Below are 23,985 nucleotides of genomic sequence, written 5' to 3'. Positions count from 1 at the left end.
AAATCATAAGGTTGCTTATAAAACAATCCTTGGCGGTACTAGGCTCGGTGTGTAAGCGCTTCTGACCAGCCACGCCAAGGAGTCCTTGACATGCACATTGCCATCACGGGAGCCAGCGGAAACGCCGGCACCGCACTGCTGCGCAGGCTTCAGACCCACCTTGCCGAAAAACCGGGAAGCCTGAAACTGACCGGCATCAGCAGGCGGCGTCCGGACACCGGCGCCGCCCCCTACTCCGGCGTGGAGTGGCACACCTTGGACGTGGGACTCGACAAGGACCAGCCGCTCCTTGACGCCGCACTGGCAGGCGTGGACTCCGTAGTTCACCTTGCGTGGCAGATCCAGCCCAACCGGGACCTGGAGCAGCTGTACCGGACCAATGTCACCGGCACCAGGAACGTTCTGGCGGCCGCCGGAAGGGCGGGCGTGAAGCACATCGTCTGCGCCTCGTCGGTGGGGGCGTACAGCAAGGCCCCAAAGGACCCGCGGAGCGACGAATCATGGCCTGCCCGCGGCATGGCCGGCTCGCACTACAGCCGGCACAAGGCCGAGCAGGAAGAGGCCCTGGACGCCTTCATGGCGGCGGAGCCGGGGATTTCGGTTGCCCGGCTCCGGCCGGCCCTCATCTTCCAGCGGGATGCCGGAAGCGAAATCGGACGATACTTCCTTGGTCCGCTGATCCCCCGGCTGCTGCCAGGCAAACTTCGGATTCCGCTTCTTCCGGCCCCGGACAACCTGGTTTTCCAAGCGGTCCATGCCGATGATGTGGCCGACGCCTATTGGCGGGTGGTCGACCAACGGGCTTCCGGAGCCTTCAATGTTGCCGCCGAGCCGGTGCTGACCCCACAGGAGCTGGCGCGCATCCTGGGGGCCAAAAGGATCCTTCCGATCCCGATGAAACTGCTTCACGGCGTGGTGGGCCTGGCATGGAGGTTGAGGTTGCAGCCCACGGATTCCGGATGGGTGGAGATGGCGGCAGGCGTCCCCGTCATGGATACCGGCAGGGCGCGCCGCATCCTGGGGTGGGAGCCAAGAACCGCGTCCACTGACGCAGTGCGGGAGGTACTTGAGGGCATGGGAACGGGGGAAGGAGTCACTCCCTCCCCCGTCCTGGAACCAAGGAATCCTGCGTCTACCGCAGAAAGCTAGATGCCCGAACGTGGATTCTCCCGATCCACGTGACTGCCACCTGTTGGATTGGAACCGTCCTCGAGGCGGTCATTCCGGACATCATCGCGGTGGACGCCGTCATTACGTGCTGCATCATTGCGGGCACCGTCCGGCCCGCCGCCATCGCGAAGGGCCGCATCCCGGGCAGCCGGGCTCGCAGCAGCTGCAGGCGCATTACCCGTGGTGCCGCCAGGGCCCGTGCCATCGCGGCCGCTGCCATCGCCCCGGCCCCCCTTGATGTCCGGGTCAATTTCATCCGCTTTCCGGGTCCGCTCATTTACGTCATCCCGAAGCGTCCGGGCCTCGGAAGCCTGCTGGTCGGCCTGCTGGCGCAGCCGGGCGGCCTCCACCTGCGCCTGCTCCGCATCAGCCCTGGCGCGCGTCGCCTTGGCCTCGCGCTCGCGCGCATCCAGTTCCCTGTTCTCGGCTTCGCGGCGGATCTCAGCGGCCTTCTCGCGGTGGGCATCGTCCCGCTTCTGCTGAATAGCCTTGCGCCGACGCCCTGACGCGAGCAGCAGCAGCACAACCAGCACCACCACAACAACGGCAACTACCACCCAAACCCATGGAGCTGTTTCCACGTTACCCACCACTTTCACTTCGTTATGACCAGCAGGCTTCTGCCTTCCGGCTGATTCTTTTGGAACCGTTTTACAAGTCGCTTAGCAAGGGTACTTACCTTTTATTAGTAATCATGCTTATTATTTTACGGCCAGTATTGCTGGTTCTTGATCAAAAACAGGCCTTCTTGGAAAGAGAGAGCGAAGATGACAGAGAACCAATGGCCCGAGGATCCCGCCCGCACGGCTCCCCCGGCCTCGACAGGAATCGCCGGCGAGCGAACGGCAACCACTTTTCCCTCCGCCGCCTCTCCCTCCTACGGCGAAGGCCAGGGTGCCTACGGGGAAGGCCAGAGTGGCGCCGGAGGATCCCGCAAGGACGCTGCAAAGGAAGAAGCAGCTGACGTAGCCCGGACCGCAAAGGGTTCCGCGCAGAACGTTGCCCAGACCGCCAAGGAAGAAGCTGCGCATGTGGCCTCCGAGGCTAAGTCCAGCGCCCAGGATCTGTTGCACCAGGCGAAGTCGGGCCTTACGAGCCAGGCCGGGACCCAGCAGCAGAAGGCGGCGGAAGGTATCCGCACCATTTCGAGCCAGTTGCAGAGCATGGCCGACGCCCCTGACCAGCAGGGTGTTGCCAGCGACCTGATCCGCCAGGCCGCCCAGCGCAGCGAGTCCATCGCCTCCTGGCTGGAGAACAAGCAGCCGGGTGATTTGCTTGGCGAAGTCCAGAGGTTCGCCCGGAACAAGCCGGGAACCTTCCTGCTGCTGGCCGCCGGTGCCGGTGTCCTGGCCGGCCGGCTCACCCGCGGCCTCACCGCCGGTGCGACGGAAAGCTCCTCCACCACTGGCACCGCCACCAGTACCGGTACCGCCGGACTCGCAGGCCAGTACGGCGGAGCCGAATACTCCGGCACTCCGTACGGCGACCAGTACAGCGATTCCTACGCTCCGGCCGGCGGCACCGTGCCGCCCCCGCCGGTCCAGCTTCCCGGCCCGGCAACCACTACTGCAGGCTACGACGGCGGCGCTCCGGGCAGCGGCTACACCGACCCCACGCGTCCTGCCAGCCCGCTGGACAGCCCCCAGCTGGTGGAAGAGCCGTGGTCCGGCAACCGTGTCGCCGACGATCCGCTGGGCGACCGGGACCTGGCAGACGATCCCATGGGCGTTGACCCCCTCACCGGAGACCGCCGCCCCGACGGGCAGTCTGGCAGGCTGTGATGAGTAGTTCTATTCCGGAGATGCCGCCGAGTGCGGCGCATCAGAAGGCCGATAACGCTTCGCTGGGCGAGTTGCTGGGCGACGTGACGCGGGACCTGTCCACGCTCATGCGCCAGGAAGTGGAGCTCGCCAAAGCCGAACTCAAACAATCCGCCACCAAGGCCGGCAAGGGCTCGGGCATGCTCGGCGGCGCCGGCGTGGCCGGACACTTCGTCCTGATCTTCCTCTCTCTTGCCCTGATGTTCGCCCTGGGCGCGCTCATGCCGCTGGGCTGGGCCGCCGTGATCGTCGCCGTGATCTGGGGCATCATCGCCGCCGTCCTGGCCGCGATGGGCCGCAAGGAACTCAAACAGATCAAGGGCCTGCCCCAGACAGGCGAAACACTCTCAGAAATTCCCCCAACCCTAAAACCAGGTGAGGTAAACCGATGAGCGATAACCCGGACGCAATCCGTTCAGACATAGAAGCCACCCGCGCACGCCTGGGCACCAACGTGGACGCGGTCGCCGACAAAGTCACCCCATCCAACATCGTCCACCGCCAGACCGACAAGGTAAAAGGCGCCGTCACCGGGGTCAAGGAGAAAATCATGGGCGCAGCAGATTCCGCCAGCACCACCGTCCAGGACACAGTCCACTCCGGCGCCGGACACACCGGCAACGCCATGCACTCCACCGGAGAAACCCTCCACGGCGCCAAGGACACCGCCGCAGCCAAACTCAACGACGCCGGCACCGCGATCTCCCAAGCACCGGACCAGGTCAAAGCCAAAACCCAGGGCAACCCCCTGGCCGCCGGCCTGATCGCGTTCGGCGCCGGAATGCTCATCTCCTCCCTGATCCCGGCCAGCCAAAAAGAACGCCAAGCCGCCGACCAGCTCAAAACCGCCGCCCAGCCCCTGGCCACCCAGGTCACCGACGCCGCCAAAACCGTCGTCGAAGACCTCAAGGAACCAGCCCAGGAAGCCATGGACAACGTCAAGGCCACCGCCACCGACGCAGCCCAAAACGTCAAAACCGAAGGCCAACACGCCGCCACCGACGTCAAAGACCGCGCCACCGACGCCAAAACCAACGTCCAAAACACCTAACGGGCCGCTGCGGCACCGCAAGGCAATAAGCACCACCTGACAGGCCGGCCCGCCACAACCGCGGAGCCGGCCTGTGAGGTTCAGGCCCTGATCGAGAGGACACTCCATGGCCACTCACGACTCTTCCGAAACCAGCACCGCCAAGGCAGGACAGGCGCCGGATCCAAACGATTCCCGTAAGCCGGACAGTCCCAAGGAACTGGACAAGCCAAACTGGAAATACATCCTCAAGAAAACCCTGCGGGAGTTCAACAAGGACCAGTGCCCCGACCTGGCTGCAGCCCTGACCTATTACGCGGTACTGTCGCTGTTCCCGGCCATCTTGGCACTTGTATCCCTGATAGGGCTTTTTGGTGACCCGCAGAAGACCACCGACGCACTGCTGCAGATCGTCAGGGGATTTGTGCCGGCCGAGACTGCTGACACGGTAGGCGGAGTGGTGTCAGACCTTGCCAGTGCACCGGCCGCCGGGCTAACCCTGATAATTGGTCTCGCCACCGCCCTGTGGTCTGCTTCCGGCTACGTGGGCGCCTTCGGACGGGCCATGAACCGCATCTATGAGGTTGATGAAGGTCGGCCGTTCGTCAAGCTGCGAGGCACCATGCTGGTGGTCACGCTCCTGGCCGTGGTGATCGTGGCAATCCTGGCAGGCATGCTGGTGCTCAGTGGCCCGGTGGCAGAAGCCGTGGGCGGCCTGATCGGCCTGAGCGGCGTGTTCCTCGCCATTTGGGACATCGCCAAGTGGCCGGTCATGGTGGGACTGATCATCGTGATCATTGCGGTCCTCTACTACGCCACGCCCAACGTTAAGCAGCCCAAGTTCAAGTGGATGAGCATGGGGTCGGGCATCGCACTGTTCGTCTTCCTGGTGGCCTCACTTGGTTTCGGGTTCTACGTAGGCAACTTCGGAAACTACAACAAGACGTACGGCACCCTGGGCGGCGTGATCGTGATGCTGCTGTGGCTGTGGATCCTGAACATGTCGCTGCTCTTCGGTGCCGAGTTCGACGCCGAGATGGAACGGGGGCGCCAGCTCCAGGCCGGCATCAAGGCTGAGGAGACAATCCAGCTGCCGCCCCGGGACACGAAGAAGAGCGAAAAGCTGCAAAAGCAAGAAGAGGAAGACATCAAGCACGGCCGCGAGCTGCGGGAAAAGTACAGTGCGGAAAACGGGACGGGCACGGACCAATCCGGCTCGGACCAGGACAGCACCGAGGAGCGGGAACCGCACCGGGACAGGGTCCGGGACAAGGTGCGCCACCGGACCGGGGAATCCCCTGACGACGGCCGGAACGGCGCCCCTCGCAACGGCAGCAGCTAGGCGGGTCGGCGGGGGCTAGGCAGGACCTTCAAGATAGAGGAAAATTGTCTTGGAGGTCCTGTTGAGGCTTCCCGGGCTAACAAGGTTTCCCGGGGAAAAGGCGGGGCCGGCGGCGAGATGGCCTCTTCTGAGACCGAGGCCAGTCCCCCCAGTCGCCGTCGGCCCCCTCGCCCTTGAAAAGCACCGCTTAACGGTACGGAAGGGACCCGGCTGGACGCGCGACTGGATGCGCGGCTGAACGGCGTGACTGGACAAAGCAGCCCGCCCTGCAATACGTTCAAGATTAATCTGCTGGCCTCTCCGGGAGCCGGCAGGACCGCTGAAGCAGATACGGCGGCATCACGGTCGACCCCGAATGAGCGGACATGCCTGCTACACATTTTGAAGAATTTATCGCCGAAGCAGTTGTCCCGGACAGGGAACCCGGACTTGGCCTGGGGCGTGATGAGCTCTACGGGCTCTACACCAGCTGGTGCCTGCTCCACAAAGCCCAGCTGCAGGCTCCCGAAGCCCTGTGGGAAGCGCTGCTGGAACATGGCGTCAACCCGGACAGCAACAACCTGTCCATGACTGGGCCGGCCGCCGCCGACTACATCGTGGCCAGCGCGCCGGACCTGGTCTAGGACCTGGCTGGCCTGTTGAAGTTTCCCCGCCACTGGCTAGCATGAAGGCATAGCCGGGGGCGTGGGCGCCTCGGGTACCAGCCGAAGGAGCAACGCCATGGGTTTGGACGACAAGATCGACAACGCTGCCGAGAAAATGGGCGGCAAGGCCAAAGAGGCCACCGGCAGGGCCACGGATGACGAACGCCTTGAGGCCGAAGGCCGGATGGACCAGACGAAAGCCGACCTGAAGCAGGCCGGCGAAAAAATCAAGGACGCCTTCAAAAAGGAATAAGGGCCAGGGCTATGGCCTGGCCGCCGGCAAGAGGGGCTGTTGCGAATGTGCAACAGCCCCTTTTGTTTGCGACGGCAGGCCATCGGACGCGGGCGGCCCGGCCGCCGGCAGAGTGGACCCGGACACTCCCTAGGCGGGTTCGGTCACTTTGGCCGTGGGAGCCATGGTTTCAGCGTTCACCATCCAGGCCAGCTGCTCCAGCCGTTCAATGGCCGCATGCAGCAGGTCTGCACTCGTGGGGTCCTCCTCGTCCACCTCATCATGGACGTCGCGCATGGTCTGGACGGTGCGTTCCAGCCTGGCAGTGATCAGCTTGACGGTCTCTTTGGTGGAGGTGAGGCCTTCCGGGAACCCTTCCAGCCGGCTGCCGGCAGAGACAGTGCTGCTGCGCCCGTCCGGGAGGGCCTGCAGGGCACGCATGCGTTCGGCCGCCTGGTCCGCGAAGAGCCTGGCAGCGGCAATGATCTCGTCAAGCTGCAGGTGCAGGTCCCGGAAGTTCGTGCCCACCACGTTCCAGTGGGCTTGCTTTCCCTGAAGGTGCAGTTCGATGAGGTCCGTGAGCACCATCTGTAGATTGCTGGCAAGGGTGGGTGACGCTTTCATCAAATTCCTCCACTGCTGCTGTCGGTCCCGGCTGAACTCCAGCCGGAATTAATTCTAAGCATACTTAGCAGTTTCCCTGGCAATCCGGCACCGACAGCGGGCGCTAGGTGATGCGTGCCAGCGCGAATCCGTCCCAGCCTTTCGAGCCGACGGTCTGGATGACGGTGGCATCGAGCCGGGGGTGCTCCCCCAGGAGCTTGAGCGCATCAATAATGCCGGGCGCATTAACCGGGTCCGCCTCCGGATCCAGGATGGCGCCTTCCCAGACCGTGTTGTCCAGCACCACCACAGCGCCGGGCCTGCCCAGCCGGACAGCCCAGTCAAGGTAGCGGCTGTTATTCTCCTTGTCCGCATCAATAAAGATGAAATCGAACGGCTCCCGGGCTTCCTCCTCCAGCGAGGCAAGTGTCTCAAGCGCCGGCCCCAGCCGGATCTCCACTTTCTCCCCCAAGCCAGCAGCATCGATATTGGCCCACGCGACCTCCGCGTGCTGAGGCAGGAATTCGCACGTGACCAAAGTGCCGTCGTCGGGAAGTCCGCGGCCCATCCAGATGGTACTGAAGCCGGCTAGCGTTCCTATCTCCAGCACGCGCCGGGCGCGGGAAACCTGGACCAGGAGCTTGAGGAGCTTACCGGCATTGGGCGCGACTTCGATAGGGGGCATGCCGGCCGCGGCGGCGGAGTCGATGGCCTGCTGCAGTCCCGCATCGGGGTGGACCACCACGCGGGACAGGAACTCTTCGGCGGCAATCCACTCCGGCCGGGGCTTGTGCTCGAACATTGCCACAGTTTGGCACGGGCCGGCGTACGGGTCCAGAGATAATGCACGACGGCGGGAGGCCGCCTCGGGCGGCGTCAGGAACCGTTGCCCAGGGCTTCTTCCAGCCGGTCCACTTTCGCCGTCAGCTCGCCGGTGTAGCCTGGCCGGATATCCGCCTTGATCACCAGCGAGACGCGGCTGCCGTACTGCCCCACCGCCTCCGTGGCCCTCTTCACCACATCGAAGACCTCGTCCCACTCACCCTCGATAGTGGTGAACATCGAGTCGGTCTTATTGGGGAGGCCGGATTCCCGGACGATCCTGACGGCGGCAGCAACGGCGTCGTGCACTGATGCATCAGTGGGGCGGGAACCTTCGCTGGGGGCACCGGAGGGGGCAACAGAAAAAGCAAGCAACATGGTGCCAGTTTGCCACGCACGGCGCCAGGGAAGGGGCGGGTGGGCGTCACATAAGGCCCTACCCTCCAGTAACGGTGAACGCTGGAGGGTCCGTTGCTAACCTTTTCGCATGAGCCTCGCAGTCGCCCGCAAGCCCCTCCGCGCCGACGCAGCGCGGAACGTGGACAAAATCATCACGGCGGCGCGCCAATGCTTCCGTGAATTCGGGCCGGACGTACCACTGCAAACCATCGCGGCAACGGCAGGGGTTGGCCCGGCCACCCTGTTCCGCAACTTTGCCGATAAGGAAGAGCTGGTGCTTGCCGCACTGAACCGGCAACTACGCCTCTCCGTGGATCCGGTGATCGACGGCGCGCTGGCCGACATCGATGCAGCAGCGGGGCTGCTGCGGGTGATGGAAGCGCTCATGGATGCAGCGAGCGATGACGCCAACCTCCTGGGGGCAGTGGCAGGCCGGCGTGAGCTCCTGACCGGCATCACCGGGTCCCTCATGGAATCCATCAGTGTGCTGCTGCAGCGCGGCCAGGGTCAGGGAAGCCTGCGCACTGACATCTCCATGACAGACATGTTCCGGCTGCTCGCGATGCTGATCGGCGTGGTGGACACCATGGAGCCCGGGTCCGATGCCTGGCGGCGCCCACTGGCACTCGTTGAAGATGCCATCCGCACCACCCGGCCCACGCGCCCGCTTCCGCCGCACGTTCCGGTCCCCGGCTCCCCAGCGGCCGGACAGGGGAACGGGCAACAGCTGCCGTAGGCGCAGGCTGGGCCTTATTGTCGGCATCCAGCAGGTGCAATACACTCAAGGTGGGTTACGCAGCCAGCCCTCTACTTTGGGATGGAGTGACTCCGTGCAGCAATTTTGCCATTCCCGGCGCGTCCTGGCCGCACCGAAATGAACAGCTCAAAGCTGAACCATTACCTCAACGATCCCCGCGGCCCCGAAGAAGTCCTTCCGGCCTTGAGCGGGGAGGAACTCACAAAGCTGCTGGATGCCCTGTACCAGAACCTGGACACGCCCGAACCCGAATTCGGCGCACAGGCGTGGTACGAGATGGCCGCCGAAGAATCCTGCCGCCGCGCGGGATCGCCTGACAGCTCAGCCCACGGCGTGGCCTAGCCCAGCCACCGTTGCAGCCAGGCGCCTTCCCTAATGTCCTGGAGCTTCCTCAGATGCTGAAGCCTGTCCCTCGCCGTCCTGCTGCGCGGGGTGCCCATGCTCCCCGTGGTGCTCGTGGTGGTGGAACTCGTTGGGGATGTGGTGCTTGGCTTCCATCAGGTGCTGCTGGAGCTTCTCCTCGGCATCGCGACGGCGGCGGGCCGTATCCCGCATCTCCCTGGTGGATTCAGAGCCCCGCGGATCCAGGTAGCCCTGCCGCGGCTTGCCGTGCTGCTCCGGTGAGCGCGTGTCCTGGCTTGATGTTCCCGCGGCCTTCATTCCGGCCTCAGCATCGCGGCCCTGGTCGTCGTCCGGCAGCTCCGGACGTGACTGATCGTTCATCTCGGTTCCTCCTTTGTGGCCGGCGCAGTGGTTTTGCGGCCTGGTTCCAGTCCACCACACGGCCACGGGATGGGGTACCTCAGCTTGCGCCCGGTCCTCCCCTGTTTTGAAGCTCCTGGTGGACCAGGGCCTGGAGAGCGGGGACCGGGGACGCCGGATCCAGCTCGAGCGCCTTCCGCAGGCTCTCGGAAAGCATCTCCAGGTCCGCCGCGGGTACGTCGGACAGGCTGGCGAACCGGGTAAAGAAACGCTTGGCAGGAAGGCCCGCCCGCCGTCGGACGTTTTTGTGATGGGGACGTCCGGATCTTTCCCCGGCCGCATGCAGCTGATTTTCCATGGCGCCCATTCGTACGAGATACCCATGGCCAACTGCATAGCCGTTTTTATAGTACAACCGGCGGCACGCATTGCATGTGACCTTCGTCACGTCCTCGAGCCGGGTGTTTGGGTTGCGTCAGTTCCAGCCCAGCATCCTGAGCAGCGCGGCCGTCCCCGCGCCGGCGAGGACCACCACCAGGAAGGGCGCCCGAAGGGCCAGCGCTATGGCGGCGGCGGCCAGGGCACCGAGCCGCGCGTCAACTGCCAGGGACTGTCCGGTAGCAAACGTGTTCACCACGGTCAGGGACGCCAGCAGCCCGATGGTCATGGTGCCGGCAACCCGGGACATGCGCGGATCCTCCAGCAGCCTGGCCGGAACGAAGTATCCCACCAGTTTCCAGGCGTAGGCCAACAGGCAGGCAATCAGCAGCCAGATCCAGAGACTCATTCGGCACCCTCCGGACGCGTTTTTCCAGTATTGCCCGGAGCGCCCTGCGCATGCCCGGCACGGTGATCGCCGTGCCGGTGCCGTTCCCTGAACGGGTCCACGTCCGGCTCCAGGCCTTCATCGCTCCGGCCGTGGCTGAACCAGCCGATCACCGCAGCCACCACAGCCGCCACCAGGATGGGCACGCCAGCCGGAACGAACGGCACAGCCACCACGGTGGCCACCGCACACACCACGGCGATCGCGATGGGTTCACGCCCCTTGAGCCGGGGCCAGAGCAGTCCCAGGAACGCTGCCACCGCGGCACCGTCCAGCCCCCATTGCTTCGGATCGCCCAGTCCGCTGCCGGCCAGGGCGCCGATAGCGGTGAACAGGTTCCATAGGACATAGATGCCGATGCCCGCCGCCCAGAACCCGCGGCGCTGCTCTGCGGGATCGGTCTGGCCCGAACTGGTGGCCGTGGATTCGTCGATGGTCAATTGGGCTGCCACGTACTTCCGCCAGCCGGTGGGGTGCAGGAGCGCATTGAGCTGCATCCCATAGATTCCGTTGCGCATGCCCAGCAGGGTGGCCGCACTCATCGCCGCGATGCCGGACCCGCCGCCGGCCACCACGCCGATGAACGCGAACTGCGAGCCGCCGCTGAACAGGAGCAGGCTCAGTGCCATGGTCTGCCAGAAGGTGAGGCCGGACGTAACCGAGAGCGCCCCGAAGGACACGCCATAGAGACCGGTGGCAATGCTGATGGAGAGGCCCATCCGCACCGCCGGGGACGCCAGCAGGGTCACGGGCGTGCTCCCGCGGCAGGTTTCCGCAGGCTCCATGCCCATGCAATCAGGGGTGCCTGGAGCGGAAGGCGGACGGTGTGCACCTTCCGCTGCGCTTCGGACCCCTGCGGCCCGTACGCCCGCCGAAGGACATCGAGATGGCCGGCCAGGAAAGCAGTGAACATCACGGCGGTGCCGGTGGCCGCCGCTTTCCGCGTTGCCGGAACAAGGATTCCGACGGCGGCCGCCAGCTCCAGCAGCCCGCTCACGGCAATCCATTCCTCCCGGGAAAGGAGGGCCAGCGGACGGGGCGGTGCGGCACCTGGGCTGGCTCCGGCGTCGTCACGGCAGAGGAAGTCCGGGACCACCTGGTGGTAGAAAGCGGGGTCGCGGAAGTGCTTCATGGCGCTGGCCGCGAGGAGTGAGCTCATGGCTGCAGCGGAAAAGGTTTGGACGGCCCGGCCGGAGCGGGGAAAAAGCATGGTCCCACTCAACCACAGGCGCGGAGGGCGGCTGAAACCGTCAGCTACGGGCGGGGTCCGAATTTCCATCGGGGAGCGGGGGGTGTGGCCCGGCTATCCTCCCTGCGGCGAGGCCACCTGCAGCTGGCTCAGCACCCGCGCCGGCACGTTTGTTGTGATCTCCTGGACGCCCAAGCCTGTGCAGAGCGCCACGTCCTCTTCCGAATCAACGGTCCACACCCGGAAACGGCGTCCTGCAGCGAGCCAGCGCCGGGTTGTTGCCGGATGCCGCCGCAGGTAGTGGATGCCGGGTCCGGCCAGGCCCACTTCACCGTTGTCCAGGATCCGCTCGCCTTCAAGCCGGGTTGCCCTCATCAGGTTGGCAACGGCACTTCCGGTCAGCAGACCGAAGCCCAGGCCGCCCCGGATCACCCGGATGTCCACGTCGTCCACCAACTGGCAGACGTACTCCGGCGGAACCGACGCGAGCAGGTGCCGCACGGAATCCGGGCTGAAACTCATAAACGTCACGGACACGTTGTCCAGCGAAGAGCCGGCCGGGTCCCACCCTTCGCTCCGCAGCACCGCCAGCACCCGGTCCTCCAGCTTGAGCTGGTACGGGCTGGGATGCTTGAACTCGATGGCAAGCCTCACCGGCCGCCCCGCACCCCGGAGGATCGCCAAAAGCTCGGGCAGGGTGAGGAACTGCTCGGACCTCGCCCCGTACATCTCGGGGATGCGGACGCCCTTCCAGGACGAAAAATCGAGGTGCCGCAGCTCCCGCAGTGTCCGCTCGGCCACCGGCCCGGTCCCGTCCGAGGTCCGGTCCAGGTTGGCATCGTGCAGGAGGACAACATGCTGGTCCCGGGTCAGGTGGACGTCGCACTCCACGCCGTCGGCCCCGTCCGCCAGGGCCTGCAGGTAGGCCGCCCGGGTATGCTCGGCGAACGCGGCGCTGGACCCCCGGTGGGCAAAGACCAACGGCCGCTGCGTCACAGGCTCATCACTGGTCATGCAGACACGGTAGCCGACCCGGCCCGTACTGCGGGGCTAGGCTTGGCACATGCAGGTGAACTCTGAGCCAACCACCCGGGAAACGCCCACCAGGCCCGCACCTTCCGCCCCGCCCCAGCCGAAGGGCCGGGGCAAGTCGCGTGCCGCCGTCGTCCGTCATCAACTCAGCGCCGGCGACGCCGAAAAGGCGGCAGCGCTGCGGAAAATGAAGCTGGTGGCTTTGGGGCTGCTGGTGGTGATGGCCGTGATCTTCGTCTTCGCCTTCGCGCTCCAGAAGGAGTACCCGTGGCTTGAGTACGTGCGGGCTGCGGCGGAGGGCGGCATGGTGGGTGCACTGGCTGACTGGTTCGCCGTCACGGCACTCTTCAAGTACCCCATGGGCATCAAAATCCCACACACCGCCATCATCCCCCGCCGGAAGGACCAGATCGGCGCCTCGCTGGGCGAGTTCGTGGAAACCAATTTCCTCTCGGAGCAGGTGGTCCAGGAGAAGCTGGCCAGCGTGAACATTGCCCGCCGCGCCGGCGAATGGCTCGCCACGCCGGCCGGTGCGGACCGCGTGGCCAAGGAAGGCGCCGCCGTCATCCGGGGCCTGTTCAAGGTTTTGAACGACGACGACGTCCAGGCCGTCATCGAGGGTATGGTCCGCAAGCATCTGCTGGCCCCGCCGTGGGGACCTCCCGTGGGCAAGATGGCGGAGCGGATCTTCCACGACGGACACCACCACAAGCTGGTGGACCTGCTGGTGGACAGGGCGGCTGACTGGGTGGATGACAACCACGAGACCGTCACCCGGCTCGTGTCCGACCGCTCCCCCACCTGGGTGCCGCAGTTCGTGGACGGACTTGTGGGCGACAAGGTGTACGTGGAAATCCTCAAGTTCGTGCGCGCGGTGCAGGCCGACCAGAACCACCAGGTACGCCAGTCCATCGACAAGTACCTGAACGACCTGGCGCAGGACCTGCAGCACGATCCCGCCATGATCGCCCGCGCCGAGGACATCAAGGCCCAGGTGCTGGGTGATCCGGAGGTGCGCGAACTTGCCTCCAGGACCTGGGGCACCGTGAAGAATGCGCTGCTGGGCGCGGTGGACGATCCGGACAGCGAGCTGACCATCAAGTTCAAGGCCGCCGTGCGCGACTTCGGTTCCCGGCTCGTCAGCGAGCCCGAACTGGCCGGAAAGGTCAACACCTGGATCGGCGACGCCGCGAGCTACCTGGTCCGGACCTACCGATCGGACATCGCCGGGGTCATCACGGACACGGTGGCACGCTGGGATGCGGAGGAAACCTCGCAGAAAATCGAACTCCAGGTGGGCAAGGACCTGCAGTTCATCCGGATCAACGGCACGGTGGTGGGCTCACTGGCCGGCCTGGCGATCTTTACGGTGGCACACCTGATCTTTGGCTGAGCCTGCACCAGGGCAAACCTAGGCGAAGGACTCCAGTTCAATACCGGCGGCTTCGAGCCCGGCCCGGACAGCGGCAGCGATGTCAATTGCCCCGGGGGCGCCGCCAGGCAGGCACAGTGAATCCGGCCGGAGACTCACCACCGTGCCGTCCACCGCCACCACTTCGCCTTTGGCAGCCAGCCGCACGGCCCGCTCGACGATCACGTCGACGTCGTGCAGCACGGCACCGTCCTGCGAGCGCGGCACCAGGGTGCCGTCAGCGTGGTAGGCGCGGTCCACGAAGGCTTCAGTGAACACCGGGTGCCCGGCATCCCGGGCCTGCTTCAGGAGCTCGGAGTCCGCGAGCCCCAGGATGGGCAGGCCAGGATCGTAGGCGTTCACCGCAGCAACGACGGCTGAGGCCTGCTCGGCGTCGTGCACAAGCCGGTCATAGAGCGCGCCGTGCGGTTTTACGTAGTCCACGGAGGCACCCACCGCGTGGGCCACGCCGTCGAGCGCTCCCAGCTGGTACAGCACGTCCCCGAAGAGTTCGTCGAAGCTCACATCCATGGACCGGCGGCCGAAACCGGCAAGGTCCCGGTAGCCCACCTTCGCGCCTACGGTCACATCCAGCTCGTACGCTGCCCGGCAGCTGTCCAGCATGGTGACCGGGTCCCCTGCATGGAAGCCGCAGGCAACGTTGGCGCTGGTGGCAAGCTGGACCATCGCGGCGTCGCCTCCCATGGTCCAGGAGCCGAATGATGCGCCGAGGTCAGCGTTGAGATCCAAGATTGTTGCCTTCCAGCGTCAGGTTGTCCGGTGCAGCGGCGTTGAGCTCGCCGGGGATGGTGTCCGGCATCGGTCCAAACGCCTCCTTGGCGTTGGCCACCACCGCACGGCCCATGATGAGGTTACCGGCTCCGCCCACCACTGCACCGATCCCGAACGGCAGGGCCCTGCCGAACAGGGCCGTGCCCTGGCGCTTGAGGAGGTTCTTCAGGAAAGCTTTCTGGATCCTGCTGCGGATGCTGCCAAAGCCGGGCACGGGCATGGACTTGGAGAGGACATTGCCCCAGGCTTTGGTGGGGCTGGTGCCCTTGCCGGCAGCCTGGCCGCCCAGCGTCCCCAGCAGGGCCGTGCCCTCCTCACCCAGCATGATGGCCATGACCATGGTGCTGGCCTTCTCCGGATTGGTCAGCCGGATACCGTGCAGTTCCGCAAGGGAAGTGGAGTAGAGGGCTGTTGCTTCCAGGAAGCCGACGGTGGCTGCGGCGGAGAGCCCCAGGGACGCCACGGTGCCCACTCCAGGCACGACGGCGGTGGCCCCCACCACTGCGCCGCCGCCTGTGACGGCACGCAGGTAGTCGCGCTCCAGGATGTCAGCCAGCTGCGCGGCCGTGGCCCGGGGGTGCCGTTTCTGGAGCCGCCGGATGTAGGCCACCACCAGCGGACGCTGGATTTCCACCGCTTTCAGGAGCATGTTGTGGACTCCGGGCTTGGGCTTGCCCTCTGCGTCGAACACTGCGTTGTGGGCGGTTTCCTGTGCGATTCGTACTGCGGGATTGCTGCGCTTGGCCATGGTCACCTCTGTTTGTCTCGCCAGCCAGGCTGGTGCCGGAATTCCTGATACTAAGGTTGCTTAACATTAGGCCACGGCAGGAGAGGTCCCCACCCCGGCGCGGAAGGAGTCCCCCACCCGGCCGGCGGTCCAGTTGCCCGGCTCCCCCGCAGATAGCCCAAAGCCTAGACTTAGCCTATGCCCACCCCCAAAGCCCTGCGGCCCTTTGCCCACCGGGAGTACCGGATCCTGATCGCAGCGCTGGCCATCTCCATCTTCGGCTCCGGCATGTGGGCCGTAGCCATGGTCTACCAGGTGATCCATCTGGGCGGCGGGCCGCTGGAACTGTCCGTGGTGGCCGCCGCCGGCAGCGTGGGTTTGGTGGCCTTCGTCCTGGCGGGCGGCATCGCCGCCGACCGGATCCCGCAGCGCCGGCTGATCATCGCCGTGGAAGGCGCCAACCTTGCGGTCATCGCCACAGTCAGTGGACTGGCCATGTCCGGGCTGCTCCAGCTGTGGCACGTTGCGGCGGGCTCGTTCGTCCTTGGCGTCGGGGCGGCCTTCTTCTTCCCCGCCTACTCCGCTATCCTGCCGCGCATCCTTCCCGCCCATGACCTGCTGGCCGCCAACGGAATGGAGGGGTCCATGCGTCCGGTCCTCCAGCAGGCCGCCGGTCCCGCCGTCGCAGGCATCGTGGTGGCCGCCCTTTCGCCGTCACATGCCGTTACAGCCGTTGCGGTCTGCCACCTGCTGGCCTTCATCGTCCTGAACTTCCTTGGCCAGCACGCACTGGCGGCTCCGGGGAACGGCGCGGGCGGCAGCGGGACAAGCGGGACAAGCGGGACCGGGACAAGCGGGTCCGTGGCAGCGGGCGCTGACGTTCCCAGGCCGTCTTTCTTGCAGGACCTGCGCGAGGGCGTCAGCTACACCTTGCGGACGCCCTGGCTGCTGTGGACCCTGATCTGGGCCTGCATCTCCGTGCTGTTCCTGATCGGCCCCATCGAAGTGCTGCTTCCCTTCGTGGTCCGGGACCAGCTGGCCGGAGATTCCCGGATGTTCGGGTTCCTCCTGGCCATCATGGGCGTGGGCGCGGCACTGGGATCGCTGCTGACTGCCTCATTCCGGCTGCCGCGGCGCTACCTCACGGTGATGATGGTGTCTTGGGGCGCAGGCAGCCTGCCGCTCGCCGCCGTCGGAATCATGGACAATTTCTGGGCAATCGCGGCCGCGCTGCTGATCTTCGGCGCCACCGGCAGCGTGGGCATGGTCATCTGGGGCACACTGCTCCAGCGCCGCGTCCCGCCCCACCTCCTGGGCCGGGTCTCCAGCCTGGATTTCTTCGTCTCGCTCGCCCTGATGCCGGTTTCCATGGCACTGGCCGGTCCGGCCGCCGAGGTCCTGCCGATCTGGCTGATCTTCCTGGTGGCCGGCGGGGTGTGCCCCGTCATGGCGGTCATTGCCATGGCAGCCGCGAAAATGCCCGACGACGAACTGTCCCACCCGCTGGACGTGTCGCCTGAGGTGGAACCCAGCGCAGCGGCGGGAGACTAGGCTCCCGCCGCGGCACTTACTCCTGGACGCGCACCACCGGGATACTCGCCGTCGGATGTCCGCTGGGGAACACCGTAGGCTCCGGTTCCGGCACGGGATCAAGTTCCACCTGGACGGGCTCGCCGCCGACGGTGACAACCTTCCCGCGGACATCGACCTCCAGGGGTTCGCCGGACTGGATGGCCAGCGTGATGGCACCGGCATCGAGTTCCACCAGCAGCAGCCGGCCCCGGATCTTGAGGTGGAAGGTCAGCCCTTCCCACTCGGCCGGCAGCCGGGGGTCAAAGAACGGAACGGGCCCCTGGTCCCGGAGCCCCGCAAACCCGCACACCAGGGAGCTCCAGACCCCGCCCGTGGACGCGATGTGGACGCCGTCGATGGTGTTGCCATGGGTGTCGTCCAGGTCGATGAACACGGCGTTGGTGAAGTGTTCCAGCGCTTCACGCGCGTACCCCACCTCGGCGGCCATGATGCCCTGGACGCAGGCGGAAAGCGTCGAATCTCCGGTTGTCAGCGGATCGTAGAAATCGAAGGCCCGGTGTTTTTCCTCCGCCGTGAAATCCTGCCACTGCAGGAACATTGCCAGTACGGTATCCGCCTGCTTGAGGACCTGGTGCCGGTAGATCACCAGCGGGTGGAAATGCAGGAGCAGCGGGTACTTGGACCGGGGCGTGGTCCAGTCCCAGGGTTCGAGGTGCATGAAGTCGTTGTCCTGCGAATGCACCTGCATCCGGTCATCGAAAGGCAGCTGCATGCGGCTGGCCGCCGCCTCCCACAGCTGCCGCTCCTCCTGCGTGATCGCGGGATGCTCCAGTGCGGCGGCGGCACGCAGGTTAAAGCGCGCCATCACGTTCGTGTAGAGGTTGTCATTGACCACGGCCGTGTACTCGTCCGGGCCGGTGACACCGTGGATATGGAAAAGGCCGTCCTTGCCGAAGAAGCCCAGCGAGATCCACATGCGCGCTGTTTCAATCAGCAGTTCGGCGCCCATGCCGTCCCGGAAGGCAACATCGCCGGTGGCCCAGACGAACCGGTTGGTGGCAAAGGCAATGGCCGCGGCGATATGGAACTGCGCGGTGCCCGCCGCGTAGTAGGCACTGGCCTCAAGGCCGTTGATGGTGCGCCAGGGGAACAGCGCGCCTTCCACGCTCAGTTCCTTGGCGCGGATCTTCGCTTCCGGAAGCATGCCGTGGCGGAACTCCAGGACCCGGCGCGCCCCAACGGGGTTGGTGTAGGTCAGGTACGGCAGGAGGTACACCTCCTGGTCCCAGAAGTAGTGTCCCTCGTAGCCGGAACCGGTGACGCCCTTGGCAGGGATCCCCGCGACATCGGCACGCGCCGTTGCCTGGGCAAGCTGGAAAAGGTTCCACCGGATGGCCTGCTGCAGCTCGGACTGGCCCTGCACCACGATGTCCGAGGTTGCCCAGTAATCGCGGTAGTGCGCTTCGCTCTCGGCAAAGATCTCCCCTACGGGCCGCAGCCCTTCTTCCGCTTTACCGGCGGCGTCAACGGAGGGGTCCTGCACGGCGGGGCCGGCCGCGTAGCTGACGCTTTTTTCCAGTCGGAACGGCTCACCGGGGCTGACCGCCAGGACATAGCGCACGCTGCTGTCGTCCTGGTCAACGCGGGTTTCGAACGGCTGGTGGCCGGCGGAGGTCCAATGGTCCACCGCGACGCCGACGCGCTGCTCGGATTCGGCGGCTTCCCAGGCCAACCGGAGCGAGCCGTCGCCGCCGTCCAGCCGCAGGGGCAGCAGGACGCGTCCTGCGTGCCGGCCCGCGCGTCGCGGATCATGGGCGGAGTGGTCTTCCACCGGCTGGTCCTGGCGGTTGATGACCGAAGAAGTGACGTCCACGGAGACCTCACGGTCGGTGGCTACTTCCAGTGAGATGCCAAGGCTTCCCCGGGACGCGAATCCCACAGCGCGGCGTTCGGTGGTGGTGACCACGGCGCCGGAGCGGCACTGCCAGGTGATCCGGCATTCGTAGGCTCCGGTGGCGAAGTCAACCGAGCGCCGGTAGTCCAGCACCTCGGATTCGGCCAGGCTGAGGGATTCCCCGTCAATGATCACGGTGAAGTTGTTGGCGTCCGGGATGTACAGGATGCGCTGGCCGGTGCGGGCGAACCCAAAGGCGTTTTCGGCGTGCTTGATGTCCCAGATTTCGTGCAGTCCGTTGATGAAGCTGCCGGGAAGGTCCACGTCCGCTGCCGACCAGTGGGCCCCACGGATTCCGAGGTGTCCGTTGCCGAGGGCGAAGAGGGTTTCCAGCGTCCCCTCGTTCCCTGGCTCGTGGCGTGTTTCCACGAGCTGCCAGGGGGTGTTGGGGAATCTTTCGCGGTCCGCGGAGATCAGGGCCATGGTGTTGGGTCCTTATGCATTGGCCGGGCAGCTGGTTTGCTGCCGACCTGGGGATATGTGGGGAATGAGGTACTGCGAGGATCTGCCGGGGGAAGCGGCACGCGCCGCCTTGGGAAAGGCGGCAGTTCTTGAGGCAGGAGGTTTTTAGGGAAGCAGTTCGTCGAGGTCGTTGACTACCACGGTGGCCCCAGCGTCAAGCAGCGTTTGCCGCCCGGCACCCCGGTCCACTCCGATGACCGAATGGAAGGATCCGGCGTCGCCGGCCTGGACACCGGAAACTGCGTCCTCCACCACCACGCATTCCTCCGTGGGGAGGTCCAGCAGGCTGGCGGCGTACTGGTAGGTTGCGGGGCTCGGCTTGCCGGGCAGCCCCTCCCTGGCGGCCACCACGCCGTCCACCACCACAGGGAAGAGGCTGCTGAGCCCGGCGGCCTCCAGGACGGCGGGAGCGTTCCGGGAGGACGAGACGACGGCGACCTTCAATCCCCGTTCCAGCGCAGCTTCGAGGAACCGCACGGATCCTTCAAAGGGCTCCACGCCGGCGCTGACGATGTCGTTGAAAATCCTGTTCTTGCGGTTGCCCAGACCCTGCACGGTGATGTTGGCGGCGTCGTCATCGGTGGGGCCTTCCGGGAGTTCAATCCCGCGCGAAGCCAGGAAGTCGCGGACGCCGTCGAAGCGCGGCTTTCCGTCGATGTGGTCGAAATAGTCGCTTTCGCTGTACCCGGCAACGTTCGGCTGCGAGGCAAGGAAGCCCTCAAAGAGTTCCTGCCACGCCTGTTCGTGAACGGTCGCCGTGGGGGTCAGCACGCCGTCCAGATCGAACAGGATCGCGGATGCTGCAGTCCATGCGGACAGTTCGGCACCTGTCTTTTCTGTTGCGGTGTTTTCAGTCATCAGCTTGTGGTGTCCTTTCAGGACGGCGGGCAGCCTCGAAGGCGGTGTGGGGAAGGTGGAGGCGTCGATGCCCGTACGGTCTGCAGCGGCAATGGGTGCGCCGCCGGAGGGGAAAGCGGCGGCCGTGGACTCGCCGGCCGATGTATTCCTTCCATCATGGACACGGCGCCCGCCCCCGGACAAGCCGGGAGGCCTTCCGGAGACACCGGAAAAACGAGGGGCAACCAGGGCCGTACCGGTTTCCAGTAACCGTCCGCACCGCGCTGATCTCCTTGTCCGCCCAGCTCAAGGCCGCATTTACAGCCGAAGACGAGTGTAAGCGCTTACAAATTTGGCTTGCAACTGTTTTTTCTGCCGGCTTTCCCTTGAAGATCCACGTGACGCACCTCTCAGGGTTTCCCGGTTCCGAAGCGCCGGGATTAAGTATCCCCTGCCCCGTTTGCCCGAAGCACATAATGGCGCAGGAACGCGCTGACGTCCACCATCTCGGTCTTGGACATGGCATGCCCCATGCCCGGGTAAGTCCGCGCGGTGAGCAGGGTGTTTTCCCGGAGCCATTCTTCCGTGTATGCGATGGCATCCTCGTTGATCACCAGGTCCGCCTTATCCCTTCCCCAGAAGAAGGGCGGCTTGGTGTCAAAGGATTCGGTGAGGGAGAGCAGCTCATTTTGCAGGACAAATCCGGACAGCCCCACCACGGCTGCATAGTCCTTGGGGTGGAGGCGCAACAGCGTGCTCGCCATGGCCATCCCCTGGGAATATCCGAGGAGGCTCACGCTGCTGTGCTGGCCCTTGACGGTGCTGATCCAGCCCTGAACGGCGCTGGCGGCCCTGATGACGTCAGCGAAATCATTGGCAAGGAAGTAGTCCAGCAGGAACCAGCCCCAGTGGTCTCCGATCGGCATGGGGGCCCGCAGCGCTGCGCACGTGAATTCCGCCGGCAGGTACTCGAAGAGACGGACCATGCGCGACTCGTCGGTGCCGTAGCCGTGCATCATCACCAGCAACGGCGTTCCTGCCCGCTCGCCCTCAGGCTTGGACCACACAACTGTTTCCATCGAATCAGCCTAGCCAGCCAAGCCAGCCCGCCGCTTGAGCCGTGCCGGTTGCCGGCCGCCGGAAGCAGGACCAGCATGAGTTTCCTGAAAGGTTGTTACGCATCTGAAACGCGCAGGGACGGGCCAGATCGTTGATCAGGACCCCCCTGAGCTGTAGCGTGGCGAGTAACGGACAGCATGCTTATCATCCGCCATACGGGCTAAGAAGCGGCCCATCCACGACTAGAAGGAGCAGTACATGAGAATCGGATCCTCCATTTTCCTCATCGCCCTCGGCGCCATCCTCGCCTGGGCAGTCGCTCCGGGCCTCATCCCGTTCGTGGACCAGGTGCTCATCGGCTACATCCTGATGGCAGTCGGCGTCATTGGATTGATTGCCTCACTCATCCTCGCCTCGCCCGGACGCAGCCGGCGGATCAGCGAAACCCGCTCGGTAGTGGATCCCAACACAGGCGAGCGGATCACCCGGAACGAAAGCCGCGACGGCGGAATCTAGCGGGCACGCGGGTCCGGGCCGGATTGACTGGCTGGACAGAACATGACCCCGGAAGCCGGGCCAGACCATCACGGTCGGGTCCGGCTTTTTGCTGCCCAATCCCAGACCTGGACAGACTGGCAGCGCGGTGCATTTTGTTTCCTGTGGGTTTCCATTGACAAACCAACACAAGCAAAGATAAAGTCAAGTAACTCAACATCAGTGTGATGCCAGTCACGCACCTGCAGCCGTCCGAAACCGCCAAGAGCACCGTCGGCTGCGGCATCGAAAACCATCAACAGCCGCACCATCAAGCCTTACGCAACGGAGGGTATGTGTTCGCCGAGGAGCGCCAGCAGCAGATTGCCGAGCTTGTAGCCGGCAGCGGCCGGGTCAGTGTGACCCTCCTGGCCGAGCGCTTCCGCATCACCACCGAAACCGTTCGCCGCGACCTGGCCGCCCTCGAAAATGCCGGCACTGTCCGCCGTGTCCATGGCGGGGCCGTTGCGGCAGACCGCTTCAGCACCACGGAGGAAAGCGTCACCGAGCGCGCCATCCAGCGGCCTGACCAGAAGATCCGGATCGCCGAGGCTGCCCTGGCACTTATTCCGCGGAACGCTGCGGGGAGCGTCCTGATCGACGGCGGCACCACCACCGAAGTCTTGGCTGACATGCTCTCCCGGCGCGCCGCCGTCGAACCTTCCGACCCAACGGAGCCGCGGGCAGAACTGGTGGCCATCACCCATGCCGTCCCCATCGCCGGCAAACTCTCCAATGTGCCCGGGATTGCCCTGGAGGTCCTGGGCGGCCGGGTCCGCGGCATTACCCAGGTGGCCGTCGGCCAGGCCACGGTGGAGGCGGCCGGCAAACTCCGCCCGGACATCGCCTTTATCGGCACCAACGGAATCCACGCCGGTTTTGGCCTCAGCACTCCCGATCCTGAAGAAGCTGCCGTCAAGGCAGCCTTCGTCCATTCGGCACGCCGCATTGTGGTGCTGGCCGATTCATCCAAACTGGACACGGAAACCCTGGTCCAGTTCGCCTCCCTGAAAGATCTGGACACCTTGATTACAGACAGCGAACCGGGCCCGGAACTTGCGGCCGCCCTGGAAGAAGCCGGCGTTGACGTGGTGATCGCATGATCGTCACCTTCACCGCCAACCCGAGCCTGGACCGCACTGTTGCGCTGCCCGGACCCCTTGCACGGGGCGAAGTGCAGCGTGCAGTCTCCGTCAGCCAGGAATCGGGAGGAAAAGGCGTCAACGTTTCCCGCGCACTGGTGGCCTCCGGCCTGGAATCCGTGGCCGTCCTTCCGGGCGCGGACAGCGACCCCGTCCTCGCAGGCCTGCGGGAAATCGGAGTGCCGTTCGTTTCACTGCCCATCGATGAGCCGCTGCGCACCAACGTTGCCCTTACCGAGCCCGGCGGCGTGACCACCAAGATCAACGAGCCCGGTCCGCTGCTGGACGCAGACCAGCAGGAAGCCCTGATCAAACTGCTGTTGGAAAGCTCACGCGGAGCCAGCTGGGTGGTCCTCGCCGGTTCGCTCCCGCCAGGCTTTCCTGCCGATTTCTACGCGACGGCGGCCCGCCGGATCCGCGCAGCCGGAAACGGTGACGCTCCGCACATCGCCGTGGATTCCTCCGGCGCCCCGCTCGCCGCGGCGATGTCCGGCGATGAATCCGGTACTGAAGGTACCGGCACTGGTTCGGGCAAGCCGGACCTCCTCAAACCCAACGCCGAAGAACTGGCGGAACTGGCTGCTGCAGCCGGCTTCGCCACGGCCACCGCTGACGAACTGGAAGCGGATCCGGCGGCTGCCGCGGCCGCCGCTGCCGCAGTGGTCCGTGCGGGCGTGGGTGCCGTCCTGGCAACTCTCGGTTCCAAGGGAGCTGTCCTGGTAACGGCCGACGGCGCGTGGCTGGCCACGCATCCGCCGGTCGCCGCGGTCAGTACGGTCGGCGCGGGCGACTCCGCACTGGCCGGTTACCTGCTCGCCCACGGCCAGGGCGCCGCCCCGGCCGATTGTCTTCGCCAGGCGGTGGCCCACGGTGCCGCCGCCGCCTCCCTGCCCGGTTCCACGGTTCCGGCAGTTCACCAAACCACCCCGGACGCCGTAACCATCACGGCCCTTCGAAAGGATTGAC

General features: G+C 65.5%; 29 protein-coding genes. 14 read left to right on the top strand and 15 right to left on the bottom strand.

Annotated features, from left to right (window positions below; genetic code table 11):
- Positions 1 to 90: 90 nt before the first annotated feature.
- On the top strand, positions 91 to 1,149 hold the full coding sequence (locus tag ASPHE3_RS02275; RefSeq protein ID WP_013599615.1) for an NAD-dependent epimerase/dehydratase family protein: 1,059 nt from the start codon (positions 91 to 93) through the stop codon (positions 1,147 to 1,149).
- On the opposite strand, the gene ASPHE3_RS21955 is transcribed toward ASPHE3_RS02275, so the two are convergent.
- On the bottom strand, positions 1,146 to 1,751 hold the full coding sequence (locus ASPHE3_RS21955; RefSeq protein ID WP_147422506.1) for a hypothetical protein: 606 nt from the start codon (positions 1,749 to 1,751) through the stop codon (positions 1,146 to 1,148). The two genes, ASPHE3_RS02275 and ASPHE3_RS21955, sit on opposite strands and share 4 nt — an antisense overlap.
- 186 nt (positions 1,752 to 1,937) lie before the next feature.
- Here ASPHE3_RS21955 and ASPHE3_RS02265 point away from each other — a divergent pair, with 186 nt between their 5' ends.
- From ASPHE3_RS02265 to ASPHE3_RS02240, 6 genes are all read left to right on the top strand, one after another.
- A complete protein-coding gene (locus ASPHE3_RS02265) occupies positions 1,938 to 2,951 on the top strand; it encodes a hypothetical protein (RefSeq protein WP_013599613.1) in 1,014 nt (337 codons plus the stop codon).
- Positions 2,951 to 3,382 carry a phage holin family protein gene (locus ASPHE3_RS02260; protein ID WP_174266583.1) on the top strand — a complete coding sequence of 144 codons (432 nt, stop codon included), beginning with the start codon at positions 2,951 to 2,953 and terminating at the stop codon, positions 3,380 to 3,382. Before ASPHE3_RS02265 ends, ASPHE3_RS02260 begins: the two co-directional genes overlap by 1 nt.
- A complete protein-coding gene (locus ASPHE3_RS02255; RefSeq protein ID WP_013599611.1) occupies positions 3,379 to 4,041 on the top strand; it encodes a DUF3618 domain-containing protein in 663 nt (220 codons plus the stop codon). The genes ASPHE3_RS02260 and ASPHE3_RS02255 overlap by 4 nt, the downstream gene beginning before the upstream one ends.
- Before the next feature lie 106 nt (positions 4,042 to 4,147).
- Positions 4,148 to 5,362, top strand: coding sequence for a YihY/virulence factor BrkB family protein (locus ASPHE3_RS02250; RefSeq protein WP_013599610.1), 1,215 nt, complete (start codon positions 4,148 to 4,150; stop codon positions 5,360 to 5,362).
- 365 nt (positions 5,363 to 5,727) lie between these two features.
- Complete coding sequence (locus ASPHE3_RS02245) at positions 5,728 to 5,985, top strand: hypothetical protein (protein WP_013599609.1); 258 nt, start codon at positions 5,728 to 5,730, stop codon at positions 5,983 to 5,985.
- Between the two features lie 97 nt (positions 5,986 to 6,082).
- Positions 6,083 to 6,259, top strand: a complete 177-nt coding sequence (locus ASPHE3_RS02240) for a CsbD family protein (protein ID WP_013599608.1) — start codon at positions 6,083 to 6,085, stop codon at positions 6,257 to 6,259.
- A gap of 129 nt (positions 6,260 to 6,388) precedes the next feature.
- On the opposite strand, the gene ASPHE3_RS02235 is transcribed toward ASPHE3_RS02240, so the two are convergent.
- From ASPHE3_RS02235 to ASPHE3_RS02225, 3 genes are all read right to left on the bottom strand, one after another.
- Positions 6,389 to 6,862 (bottom strand): Dps family protein, encoded by a 474-nt coding sequence (locus tag ASPHE3_RS02235; protein WP_013599607.1) that lies wholly within the window; start codon positions 6,860 to 6,862, stop codon positions 6,389 to 6,391.
- Between the two features lie 103 nt (positions 6,863 to 6,965).
- Positions 6,966 to 7,643, bottom strand: coding sequence for an O-methyltransferase (locus tag ASPHE3_RS02230; RefSeq protein WP_013599606.1), 678 nt, complete (start codon positions 7,641 to 7,643; stop codon positions 6,966 to 6,968).
- Between the two features lie 74 nt (positions 7,644 to 7,717).
- Entirely contained in the window at positions 7,718 to 8,041 is a 324-nt protein-coding gene (locus ASPHE3_RS02225) for a thiamine-binding protein (protein ID WP_013599605.1), read from the bottom strand.
- A gap of 109 nt (positions 8,042 to 8,150) precedes the next feature.
- Between ASPHE3_RS02225 and ASPHE3_RS02220 the strand changes: the two genes are divergently transcribed.
- Entirely contained in the window at positions 8,151 to 8,798 is a 648-nt protein-coding gene (locus ASPHE3_RS02220) for a TetR/AcrR family transcriptional regulator (RefSeq protein ID WP_013599604.1), read from the top strand.
- 138 nt (positions 8,799 to 8,936) lie between these two features.
- The gene (locus tag ASPHE3_RS02215; RefSeq protein WP_041652492.1) at positions 8,937 to 9,161 is read left to right on the top strand and encodes a hypothetical protein; all 225 of its coding nucleotides are present in this window, start codon (positions 8,937 to 8,939) and stop codon (positions 9,159 to 9,161) included.
- A gap of 30 nt (positions 9,162 to 9,191) precedes the next feature.
- Here ASPHE3_RS02215 and ASPHE3_RS02210 read toward each other — a convergent pair whose 3' ends face one another.
- The 6 genes from ASPHE3_RS02210 to ASPHE3_RS02185 form a co-directional block, all read right to left on the bottom strand.
- On the bottom strand, positions 9,192 to 9,542 hold the full coding sequence (locus ASPHE3_RS02210) for a hypothetical protein (protein ID WP_013599602.1): 351 nt from the start codon (positions 9,540 to 9,542) through the stop codon (positions 9,192 to 9,194).
- 79 nt (positions 9,543 to 9,621) lie between these two features.
- On the bottom strand, positions 9,622 to 9,879 hold the full coding sequence (locus ASPHE3_RS02205; protein ID WP_041651886.1) for a hypothetical protein: 258 nt from the start codon (positions 9,877 to 9,879) through the stop codon (positions 9,622 to 9,624).
- Positions 9,880 to 9,996: 117 nt separating this feature from the next.
- Positions 9,997 to 10,308, bottom strand: coding sequence for an AzlD domain-containing protein (locus tag ASPHE3_RS02200; RefSeq protein WP_013599600.1), 312 nt, complete (start codon positions 10,306 to 10,308; stop codon positions 9,997 to 9,999).
- Positions 10,305 to 11,138, bottom strand: a complete 834-nt coding sequence (locus ASPHE3_RS02195) for an AzlC family ABC transporter permease (protein ID WP_041651884.1) — start codon at positions 11,136 to 11,138, stop codon at positions 10,305 to 10,307. Before ASPHE3_RS02195 ends, ASPHE3_RS02200 begins: the two co-directional genes overlap by 4 nt.
- Positions 11,093 to 11,557 (bottom strand): DoxX family protein, encoded by a 465-nt coding sequence (locus ASPHE3_RS02190; RefSeq protein ID WP_013599598.1) that lies wholly within the window; start codon positions 11,555 to 11,557, stop codon positions 11,093 to 11,095. The genes ASPHE3_RS02195 and ASPHE3_RS02190 overlap by 46 nt, the downstream gene beginning before the upstream one ends.
- Positions 11,558 to 11,650: 93 nt before the next feature.
- A complete protein-coding gene (locus ASPHE3_RS02185; RefSeq protein ID WP_041651882.1) occupies positions 11,651 to 12,550 on the bottom strand; it encodes a glycerophosphodiester phosphodiesterase family protein in 900 nt (299 codons plus the stop codon).
- A 49-nt stretch (positions 12,551 to 12,599) separates the two neighbouring features.
- Here ASPHE3_RS02185 and ASPHE3_RS02180 point away from each other — a divergent pair, with 49 nt between their 5' ends.
- On the top strand, positions 12,600 to 13,961 hold the full coding sequence (locus ASPHE3_RS02180; protein WP_013599596.1) for a DUF445 domain-containing protein: 1,362 nt from the start codon (positions 12,600 to 12,602) through the stop codon (positions 13,959 to 13,961).
- Positions 13,962 to 13,979: 18 nt separating this feature from the next.
- Here ASPHE3_RS02180 and ASPHE3_RS02175 read toward each other — a convergent pair whose 3' ends face one another.
- The gene (locus tag ASPHE3_RS02175) at positions 13,980 to 14,729 is read right to left on the bottom strand and encodes a LamB/YcsF family protein (protein WP_013599595.1); all 750 of its coding nucleotides are present in this window, start codon (positions 14,727 to 14,729) and stop codon (positions 13,980 to 13,982) included.
- Complete coding sequence (locus tag ASPHE3_RS02170; protein WP_013599594.1) at positions 14,713 to 15,519, bottom strand: hypothetical protein; 807 nt, start codon at positions 15,517 to 15,519, stop codon at positions 14,713 to 14,715. Before ASPHE3_RS02170 ends, ASPHE3_RS02175 begins: the two co-directional genes overlap by 17 nt.
- A 177-nt stretch (positions 15,520 to 15,696) precedes the next feature.
- Between ASPHE3_RS02170 and ASPHE3_RS02165 the strand changes: the two genes are divergently transcribed.
- Positions 15,697 to 17,049: an MFS transporter gene (locus tag ASPHE3_RS02165; protein ID WP_013599593.1), complete on the top strand. Its 1,353-nt coding sequence runs from the start codon at positions 15,697 to 15,699 to the stop codon at positions 17,047 to 17,049.
- Between the two features lie 16 nt (positions 17,050 to 17,065).
- Here the strand turns inward: ASPHE3_RS02165 and ASPHE3_RS02160 are convergent, their stop codons facing one another.
- The 3 genes from ASPHE3_RS02160 to ASPHE3_RS02150 form a co-directional block, all read right to left on the bottom strand.
- Positions 17,066 to 19,408: a glycoside hydrolase family 65 protein gene (locus tag ASPHE3_RS02160; RefSeq protein WP_013599592.1), complete on the bottom strand. Its 2,343-nt coding sequence runs from the start codon at positions 19,406 to 19,408 to the stop codon at positions 17,066 to 17,068.
- 144 nt (positions 19,409 to 19,552) lie between these two features.
- Positions 19,553 to 20,305 (bottom strand): HAD family hydrolase, encoded by a 753-nt coding sequence (locus tag ASPHE3_RS02155; RefSeq protein WP_013599591.1) that lies wholly within the window; start codon positions 20,303 to 20,305, stop codon positions 19,553 to 19,555.
- A gap of 419 nt (positions 20,306 to 20,724) precedes the next feature.
- Complete coding sequence (locus tag ASPHE3_RS02150) at positions 20,725 to 21,363, bottom strand: alpha/beta hydrolase (RefSeq protein WP_041651880.1); 639 nt, start codon at positions 21,361 to 21,363, stop codon at positions 20,725 to 20,727.
- Positions 21,364 to 21,601: 238 nt separating this feature from the next.
- On the opposite strand from ASPHE3_RS02150, the gene ASPHE3_RS02145 reads away from it, so the two are divergent.
- The 3 genes from ASPHE3_RS02145 to ASPHE3_RS02135 all read left to right on the top strand — a co-directional run bounded on the left by ASPHE3_RS02145 (position 21,602) and on the right by ASPHE3_RS02135 (position 23,984).
- Entirely contained in the window at positions 21,602 to 21,859 is a 258-nt protein-coding gene (locus ASPHE3_RS02145; RefSeq protein ID WP_013599589.1) for a DUF6458 family protein, read from the top strand.
- Between the two features lie 314 nt (positions 21,860 to 22,173).
- Positions 22,174 to 22,980: a DeoR/GlpR family DNA-binding transcription regulator gene (locus ASPHE3_RS02140; protein ID WP_013599588.1), complete on the top strand. Its 807-nt coding sequence runs from the start codon at positions 22,174 to 22,176 to the stop codon at positions 22,978 to 22,980.
- Positions 22,977 to 23,984, top strand: coding sequence for a 1-phosphofructokinase family hexose kinase (locus ASPHE3_RS02135; RefSeq protein ID WP_013599587.1), 1,008 nt, complete (start codon positions 22,977 to 22,979; stop codon positions 23,982 to 23,984). Before ASPHE3_RS02140 ends, ASPHE3_RS02135 begins: the two co-directional genes overlap by 4 nt.
- Position 23,985: the final 1 nt, after the last annotated feature.

The sequence above is a fragment of the Pseudarthrobacter phenanthrenivorans Sphe3 genome (genome assembly GCF_000189535.1).
In the GTDB taxonomy this organism is placed as follows: Bacteria; Actinomycetota; Actinomycetes; order Actinomycetales; family Micrococcaceae; genus Arthrobacter; species Arthrobacter phenanthrenivorans.
This window is presented reverse-complemented; position numbering and strand designations above follow the sequence as displayed.

What these genes read in the sequence shown, in the direction of transcription:
- ASPHE3_RS02170 (WP_013599594.1), bottom strand. Translation starts at nt 15,519, where the DNA reads ATGGCCAAGCGCAGCAATCCCGCAGTACGAATCGCACAGGAAACCGCC.
- ASPHE3_RS02205 (WP_041651886.1), bottom strand. Translation starts at nt 9,879, where the DNA reads ATGGAAAATCAGCTGCATGCGGCCGGGGAAAGATCCGGACGTCCCCAT.
- ASPHE3_RS02200 (WP_013599600.1), bottom strand. Translation starts at nt 10,308, where the DNA reads ATGAGTCTCTGGATCTGGCTGCTGATTGCCTGCCTGTTGGCCTACGCC.
- ASPHE3_RS02195 (WP_041651884.1), bottom strand. Translation starts at nt 11,138, where the DNA reads ATGGGCATGGAGCCTGCGGAAACCTGCCGCGGGAGCACGCCCGTGACC.
- ASPHE3_RS02255 (WP_013599611.1), top strand. Translation starts at nt 3,379, where the DNA reads ATGAGCGATAACCCGGACGCAATCCGTTCAGACATAGAAGCCACCCGC.
- ASPHE3_RS02265 (WP_013599613.1), top strand. Translation starts at nt 1,938, where the DNA reads ATGACAGAGAACCAATGGCCCGAGGATCCCGCCCGCACGGCTCCCCCG.
- ASPHE3_RS02275 (WP_013599615.1), top strand. Translation starts at nt 91, where the DNA reads ATGCACATTGCCATCACGGGAGCCAGCGGAAACGCCGGCACCGCACTG.
- ASPHE3_RS02250 (WP_013599610.1), top strand. Translation starts at nt 4,148, where the DNA reads ATGGCCACTCACGACTCTTCCGAAACCAGCACCGCCAAGGCAGGACAG.
- ASPHE3_RS02245 (WP_013599609.1), top strand. Translation starts at nt 5,728, where the DNA reads ATGCCTGCTACACATTTTGAAGAATTTATCGCCGAAGCAGTTGTCCCG.
- ASPHE3_RS02220 (WP_013599604.1), top strand. Translation starts at nt 8,151, where the DNA reads ATGAGCCTCGCAGTCGCCCGCAAGCCCCTCCGCGCCGACGCAGCGCGG.
- ASPHE3_RS02185 (WP_041651882.1), bottom strand. Translation starts at nt 12,550, where the DNA reads ATGACCAGTGATGAGCCTGTGACGCAGCGGCCGTTGGTCTTTGCCCAC.
- ASPHE3_RS02190 (WP_013599598.1), bottom strand. Translation starts at nt 11,557, where the DNA reads ATGCTTTTTCCCCGCTCCGGCCGGGCCGTCCAAACCTTTTCCGCTGCA.
- ASPHE3_RS02165 (WP_013599593.1), top strand. Translation starts at nt 15,697, where the DNA reads ATGCCCACCCCCAAAGCCCTGCGGCCCTTTGCCCACCGGGAGTACCGG.
- ASPHE3_RS02210 (WP_013599602.1), bottom strand. Translation starts at nt 9,542, where the DNA reads ATGAACGATCAGTCACGTCCGGAGCTGCCGGACGACGACCAGGGCCGC.
- ASPHE3_RS02225 (WP_013599605.1), bottom strand. Translation starts at nt 8,041, where the DNA reads ATGTTGCTTGCTTTTTCTGTTGCCCCCTCCGGTGCCCCCAGCGAAGGT.
- ASPHE3_RS02215 (WP_041652492.1), top strand. Translation starts at nt 8,937, where the DNA reads ATGAACAGCTCAAAGCTGAACCATTACCTCAACGATCCCCGCGGCCCC.
- ASPHE3_RS02150 (WP_041651880.1), bottom strand. Translation starts at nt 21,363, where the DNA reads ATGGAAACAGTTGTGTGGTCCAAGCCTGAGGGCGAGCGGGCAGGAACG.
- ASPHE3_RS02155 (WP_013599591.1), bottom strand. Translation starts at nt 20,305, where the DNA reads ATGACTGAAAACACCGCAACAGAAAAGACAGGTGCCGAACTGTCCGCA.
- ASPHE3_RS02135 (WP_013599587.1), top strand. Translation starts at nt 22,977, where the DNA reads ATGATCGTCACCTTCACCGCCAACCCGAGCCTGGACCGCACTGTTGCG.
- ASPHE3_RS02235 (WP_013599607.1), bottom strand. Translation starts at nt 6,862, where the DNA reads ATGAAAGCGTCACCCACCCTTGCCAGCAATCTACAGATGGTGCTCACG.
- ASPHE3_RS02260 (WP_174266583.1), top strand. Translation starts at nt 2,951, where the DNA reads ATGAGTAGTTCTATTCCGGAGATGCCGCCGAGTGCGGCGCATCAGAAG.
- ASPHE3_RS02230 (WP_013599606.1), bottom strand. Translation starts at nt 7,643, where the DNA reads ATGTTCGAGCACAAGCCCCGGCCGGAGTGGATTGCCGCCGAAGAGTTC.
- ASPHE3_RS02160 (WP_013599592.1), bottom strand. Translation starts at nt 19,408, where the DNA reads ATGGCCCTGATCTCCGCGGACCGCGAAAGATTCCCCAACACCCCCTGG.
- ASPHE3_RS02180 (WP_013599596.1), top strand. Translation starts at nt 12,600, where the DNA reads ATGCAGGTGAACTCTGAGCCAACCACCCGGGAAACGCCCACCAGGCCC.
- ASPHE3_RS02240 (WP_013599608.1), top strand. Translation starts at nt 6,083, where the DNA reads ATGGGTTTGGACGACAAGATCGACAACGCTGCCGAGAAAATGGGCGGC.
- ASPHE3_RS02145 (WP_013599589.1), top strand. Translation starts at nt 21,602, where the DNA reads ATGAGAATCGGATCCTCCATTTTCCTCATCGCCCTCGGCGCCATCCTC.